The 6,566-nt window shown below is 46.7% G+C and carries 6 protein-coding genes; 4 read left to right on the top strand and 2 right to left on the bottom strand.

The window, feature by feature from the left end:
* The 4 genes from FW758_RS21810 to FW758_RS21795 form a co-directional block, all read left to right on the top strand.
* On the top strand, positions 1-205 hold a 205-nt coding region (locus tag FW758_RS21810; RefSeq protein WP_446446499.1), incomplete at its 5' end, for a hypothetical protein.
* Between the two features lie 1,028 nt (positions 206-1,233).
* Complete coding sequence (locus FW758_RS21805; protein WP_115335307.1) at positions 1,234-1,500, top strand: OadG family transporter subunit; 267 nt, start codon at positions 1,234-1,236, stop codon at positions 1,498-1,500.
* A gap of 11 nt (positions 1,501-1,511) precedes the next feature.
* Positions 1,512-3,335 carry a sodium-extruding oxaloacetate decarboxylase subunit alpha gene (gene oadA, locus FW758_RS21800; protein ID WP_012588343.1) on the top strand — a complete coding sequence of 608 codons (1,824 nt, stop codon included), beginning with the start codon at positions 1,512-1,514 and terminating at the stop codon, positions 3,333-3,335.
* An 8-nt stretch (positions 3,336-3,343) separates the two neighbouring features.
* Complete coding sequence (locus FW758_RS21795; protein ID WP_006084952.1) at positions 3,344-4,474, top strand: sodium ion-translocating decarboxylase subunit beta; 1,131 nt, start codon at positions 3,344-3,346, stop codon at positions 4,472-4,474.
* Positions 4,475-4,680: 206 nt separating this feature from the next.
* Here FW758_RS21795 and FW758_RS21790 read toward each other — a convergent pair whose 3' ends face one another.
* Positions 4,681-4,848 (bottom strand): hypothetical protein, encoded by a 168-nt coding sequence (locus FW758_RS21790; protein ID WP_006080601.1) that lies wholly within the window; start codon positions 4,846-4,848, stop codon positions 4,681-4,683.
* Positions 4,849-5,091: 243 nt separating this feature from the next.
* On the bottom strand, positions 5,092-6,351 hold the full coding sequence (locus tag FW758_RS21785) for a dicarboxylate/amino acid:cation symporter (protein WP_446446498.1): 1,260 nt from the start codon (positions 6,349-6,351) through the stop codon (positions 5,092-5,094).
* Between the last annotated feature and the right edge of the window lie 215 nt (positions 6,352-6,566).

Here is a 6,566-nt window from a genome sequence, read left to right as displayed (position 1 = left end):
ACGTCTGCAATTTGCAGAAATTGATATATTTTTCTTCCAACTTGCATGTTTCCCCACTATTTTTACTCACCAGCTCACCAGCTCACCAGCTCACCAGCTCACCAGCTCACCAGCTCACCAGCTCACCAGCTCACCAGCTCACCAGCTCACCAGCTCACCAGCTCACCAGCTCACCAGCTCACCAGCTCACCAGCTCATTATTTAGATCCTAGGCTTCCTTATTTCGTTCTTGTTCTATTGCTTATACCAATCACATTAAATATCGAATCAGTTCACAGCCTCACAGTCATCTCAATCCAAGGCGCATTGACGCAGAAATGGTTATTCCCTTTTAAGTCAATGCAACACCGGAGTGGGATGCCGAAGGGCGGCTAACTGTTAACGGCATGACAACGCGCTTTATACTGCGTTTAAGGCCTTCGACAGAGCACCACTATGCCTTCAAGCCTTCGCCTTGTTTAAAGTGCGTTGAATTCCCGCTGAATGAACAGATATTAAATACGATTGGTATTAATCCTGCGAATAGCTAAGAGCCAAAGGTCTACATCGGGTAGCACTGTGGCTTATCTTTCAAGATAGCCGCTCCACAACAAACCGTATTGAGCCTCAAGCACCGCTTTGTGTTGGTATCAAGGGGATATCTAAGTTGTCAAAATGGATGATTTAATTTGTTAGATTGACCCCATTCCTCTTCAATCAATTCCTTCAGAACGACATGCCTTTCTATATTCATTCAGAATCAAATAGCAGTGACTTGGATTGTGAAATCTGCATATTTTTTCACTTGGTTTATTCCTATGTCCGTTGTCTTCAATTTAGGAATCATTTTTTAGCCTAGGACATCATTTCGACTTAAATCCAGCATAGTGGGTATTTCATTATGGAATATTGAATTAATTGCCCGATTTATGAGGATTAATGACTGGCCGCCTTTGGATTTATTTAATATTGGTAAGACCAATTTACATGTGCATGGTGTTTTTGTTATCAATTGGTTATGTTTGTACTGGGTTTAGTTCAAGCTGATTTTCTTGTTGCGTGATTTATTAGCTTTTAAATGTGATTTTTTATTCAAATATTCTTTGTGTGGTGGTCGCTATAGGTCTGTCTACGAGAGACCCATAGTTTGTAAACCGCTCAACCGATTGAATGTTGAACTTGTGATGCGATAGCGATGGTTTGGGGCAATCGTACTGTGGGTAGGGATTGAGAGAGTAAGGGGTAGGGGGAGCTATGGAGGATGTAACGCAATCTTTATTGGATGCCGTTGGCATTATGTTTTTGGGGATGGGCTTAGTGTATTTATTTTTAGGTGTACTAATCCTTGGGATCCATTTGGTTGCGCGTTGGTGTGCAGTCGATGCTGCCTCTGCACGTTTTGCTAAAAATCATGCTAAAAGTCAGCAGAGGGTATCGCAATCTGATGCTAAGCCTTTAGACCCAAATGTGGTCGCTGCGATTTCATTGGCGGTAAAGCAGTATCGTTCACAGATTAAGTAATGGGGAGCAGTATGACTTTTGTATCTAATTCTACGACGGCAGTGGCTAAGCCATTATTTTTAACTGATGTCGTTTTGCGGGACGCACATCAATCCATTTTAGCGACGCGCTTACGCATTGATGACATGTTACCTATAACGCCGTTACTCGATAAGATCGGTTTCTGGTCACTGGAATCTTGGGGTGGTGCGACGTTTGATGCCTGTATTCGTTATCTTGGTGAAGATCCTTGGGATCGAATTCGTGAGCTGAAAAAGGCCATGCCGAATACGCCGCAGCAAATGTTGCTGCGTGGCCAAAACCTCTTAGGTTATCGCCATTATGCCGATGATTTAGTGACGCGTTTTGTTGAGCGTGCCCATACCAATGGCGTCGATGTATTTCGTATTTTCGATGCGATGAACGATGTTCGCAATCTCGAGACTGCGGTGAAAGCGGTGCGCCAAGTTGGCGGCCATGCGCAGGGGACGATTTCGTATACCACGAGTCCAGTGCATACCATAGAGACGTGGGTTGATATGGCAAAACGTCTCGAAGATATGGGTTGTGATTCTTTGTGTATCAAAGATATGGCGGGCTTACTTAAGCCGATGGAAGCGTTTGAGCTCATTAGCAGACTCAAATCTCAGACCCAACTCGTGTTATCTATGCATTGTCATGCGACGACAGGGTTGAGTACTGCCACTTATCAGAAAGCCATTGAAGCGGGTGTCGATGTGCTCGATACGGCAATTTCGTCGATGAGCCAAACCTATGGACATACTGCAACCGAAACCGTTATCGCTATGGTGGAAGATACTGAGCGCGCAACGGGTTACGACATGGTGTTGCTTGAAGAGATTGCCGCTTATTTTCGTGAAGTGCGCAAGAAGTACGCTAAGTTTGAAGGCGCGCTGAAAGGCATTGATTCGCGGATCTTACGTGCCCAAGTGCCTGGTGGCATGCTGACCAATATGGAGAGCCAATTAAAGGAGCAAGGCGCGGCCGATAAGATGGACTTGGTATTGGAAGAAATTCCCCGCGTACGTGCTGACTTAGGTTTCTTGCCGTTAGTGACACCCACATCGCAAATTGTCGGCTCGCAGGCGGTCATTAATGTGCTAATGGGCGAGCGTTATAAGTCACTGACTAAAGAGACTGAAGGCGTGCTTAAGGGCGAATATGGCGCGACGCCTGCGCCAGTAGATGCCGCATTGCAAGCCAGAGTCTTGCAAGGAGCTGAAGCCATTACATGTCGCCCTGCGGATTTATTAACACCAGAGCTGGCTAAGTTACGGCTTGAGTTAGCTGATAAAGCACAGGAACAAGGCATTCGCCTATCTTCAGAGCATGACGATGATGTGCTGACCTATGCACTCTTCCCACAAATAGGATTACAGTTCTTAAAGAATCGTGACGATCCAAGCGCCTTCGAGCCTAAACCTGAGCTGACTTCAGCACTTGCTACTAATGCTGCGGATCGTGGCCCTGAAACCTACACTGTGACTGTCGAAGGGCAAGAGTACGTAGTTGAAGTCGCCGCAGGCGGTGAGATCTCGCAAATCCAGCCACAGGGCCAAAGTGTTCATGCTGTGCAAACTGCTACGGCGAGCACTATGCCAACTGCGTGCCATGGAGAGATCAGGCTTGAAATGAGCGCGCCGCTGTCGGGCAACATCTTCAAAGTTCATGTTTCTCCAGGCGATAGAGTGTGTGAAGGCGATGTCGTGATCATCCTTGAGGCGATGAAGATGGAAACTGAAATTCGTGCTCAGGGCGATGGCATTATCGCTAAGCTCTGGGTGAAAGAAGGCGACTCAGTATCTGTGGGTTCTCAATTACTGGCCTTGGCGTAGGAGTCATTATGGAAGGTTTAATGGCTTTTTGGGCCGAGACTGGTATTGCCCATTTTACTGGCGGGCAAGTGTTGATGATGGCAGTGGGCGCTTTGCTCTTGTATCTCGCCATCGTGCGTGGGTTTGAGCCTTTATTGTTGCTGCCAATTGGTTTTGGTGCAGTACTGGCGAACATTCCCCACGCGGGATTTACCGAAGAAGGTGGCATGCTGTATTACGCCTATCATGTGGGGATTGAGACTGGGGTGTTCCCACTGTTGATCTTTATGGGCGTAGGCGCGCTGACCGACTTTAGTGCCTTGATTGCCAATCCTAAAACCCTGTTGTTAGGAGCTGCGGCGCAGTTTGGGATTTTCGCGACATTGATTGGTGCGATAGCGCTGAACTTAGTGCCGGGCTTTGAGTTTACTATGAAGGACGCGGCGGCCATTGCGATTATTGGCGGTGCTGATGGACCTACGGCGATTTTCCTCGCCTCCAAACTGGCACCTGAGTTATTAGGGGCGATTGCGGTCGCGGCTTATTCCTATATGGCGTTAGTCCCGATTATTCAACCGCCGATCATGCGCTTACTGACAACCCAAGCTGAGCGCGAAATTAAAATGGAGCAGCTGCGCGAAGTCAGTAAAAAGGAAAAGATCATTTTCCCTTTGATGGTGCTGGGATTAACGATTCTCTTCTTACCTGCGGCCACGCCGTTAGTGGGCATGTTCTGCCTTGGTAATCTGATGCGTGAATCAGGCGTGGTGGATAGATTATCGAAAACGGCGCAGAACGAACTTATCAATATCGTTACGATTTTCTTAGGGTTAGCTGTGGGTTCTAAGTTATCGGCCGATCAATTCCTGCGGCTGGAAACCTTAGGGATTCTGGTTTTGGGTGCCTTGGCTTTCGGTGTTGGTACTGCCGCGGGTGTGTTGATGGCAAAGCTGATGTGTAAGCTGTCGGGCGGTAAAGTGAATCCGCTGATTGGCGCGGCAGGGGTGTCGGCTGTGCCTATGGCGGCGCGAGTCGTCAACAAAGTAGGGTTAGAAGCGAATCAACATAACTTCCTGTTGATGCACGCTATGGGGCCTAACGTGGCGGGAGTGTTAGGTTCGGCAGTCGCTGCGGGGATTTTACTTGCTGTTCTTGGTTAACTGATTGAGTTAATCACTGAGTGAGTTAACCGATTTGGGTTAACTGAATCGGGTTAACTAATCGGGTTAACTAATCGGGTTAACTAATCGGGTTAACTAATCGGTAAGTGAGCGGGTTTAGCTTCACACTTATTCCAATCGCTATTATTCCAATCGTTAGCTCAGTTTTATCACTAAGGCCAACTCAGTATTGAGTTGGCCTTTTGCTAAGCCGTTAACCACATTAACGTGATAAGGATTAAAATCATCCCTTCACCTATGCCGATAATGTAGATAAAACCTCGTCTGCCTTGTTTTAGCGTGAGTTTGTTGGCTTTTAAAAATAACGCCCAAAACAAACATAGGATCAGCGGGATAAGGAAGAGTCTTGTCATTGTCTGTTCTGCTAAAATGTGAGTTAGAGTTATTTTAGAGTCTAACAGCTTGATCTTATTTGAGTAACCTATTTTGCAGTTGATGATGACCGTTGGAGTTGATTGGGGCTTTAAAGCCGACGGATTAAAGACTGTTTGCTGAATAATAAAAAAGACCGCCTAAGCGGTCTCTTGATTGACATCATCTGCGTAATTTACCTAATGTTACTGATGGTTTAGCGCAGCGGCTTCACCCCAGTATTGTTATTGCTGCGAATTCACAGGTGTAACGTCTTGAGTATCGTTCGAATAGAACTGCGCTTCATTGAGTTCATTTTCTGATTTACCAATCACGACTGCTGTCATCATATCGCCCGTCACGTTCGTTGCCGTGCGGATCATATCGATAATACGGTCAATCGCGGCGATAAAGGCAATGCCTTCAAGTGGTAGACCAATCACGCCTAAGGTCACAGTTAACATCACCATTGCACTTCCTGGCACGCCAGCGGTTCCAACAGAAGCGACGGTCGCAGTTACTGCAATCATCACATAGTCCAGTGTATCGAGCGGAATATTGTAAATCTGCGCGATGAAGATAGCGGCAATCGCAGGGTAAATACCTCCACAGCCGTCCATGTTCATGGTCGCACCTAATGGCATCACAAAGGCACTATAACGCTTTGATACACCCATGGTTTCGACTGCGCGGGTGCTCGCAGGTAAAGTACCGAAACTTGAAGAAGTACTAAAGGCGACTAACTGCGCTGGCATAGCTTTGCGGAAAAATTGCAGTGGGCTTAAACCACCGACAAATTTCACTAAGCCACCGTAAACAAAGATGATGTGGATAAAGGCGGCAATGTAGATAGCCCCAATAAACTTACCTAACGGCAGTAAGGTAGATAAACCGTATTCACCGACAACCCAAGCCATTAAACCAAACACACCGATAGGAGTTAGTTTTAAGACCATGCGAGTCAGTTGGAACATGACTTCTGCGCCCGCTTCTATGGTGCGTTTTAGCGGCTCAGCCTTCTCGCCGACTTTATTGATAGCGATACCCACTAACGCGGCAAACACGATAATTTGCAGTACCTTGCCTTCAGCCAGTGAGGCGAAAGGATTGACTGGGATCATGTCGAGCAACACTTGTGCAAAACCGGGAATATTACGCTCGCGCACTTCAGTCGCCGTGAGCTGCATAGTGCCGCCCATGTCGATCATTGAGCCTACGGCTAAGCCGATCAGCGAGGCAATCGTGCCTGTCAGCATGAACATACCTAAGGTTTTAAGGCTTAAGCGTTTTAGGCTAGTTTGCGAGCCGAGCGATGTGATACTGACGACAATGGCACAAAAGACCAAAGGCGCGACCAACATCTTAATGGCGCCAATGAACAGATCACCGAGTGGTTTTAGCACTGTGGCGCTTTCACCTAAAATAACGCCAACGAGCGCACCTAAGATAAAGCCTGCTAAGACTTTTTGCCAAAACGGAATGCGGCTAATGGTTTGAAGGATCATGCATATTCCAGAAAAATAAATTAAGAGTGAGCCAATAGACCTGCGATGATAGGATTCGTATTCAACGAGTTGAGCGTGATGTTAACGCGCTCTCAGTCATGCGCATGGTCATTGATTGCCATAGTTAAACCATTGTATCGACAGAGCTAGGGTTATAACAAACCGTTTTTCTTATAACTTATTGTGATTAGTGAGCTTGTTGCAAAAAGATTAAG

The organism is Shewanella sp. 1180_01, from assembly GCF_052850535.1.
Note: the sequence above shows the minus strand (reverse complement) of the source record. Positions and strands in the feature narration are given on the sequence as shown.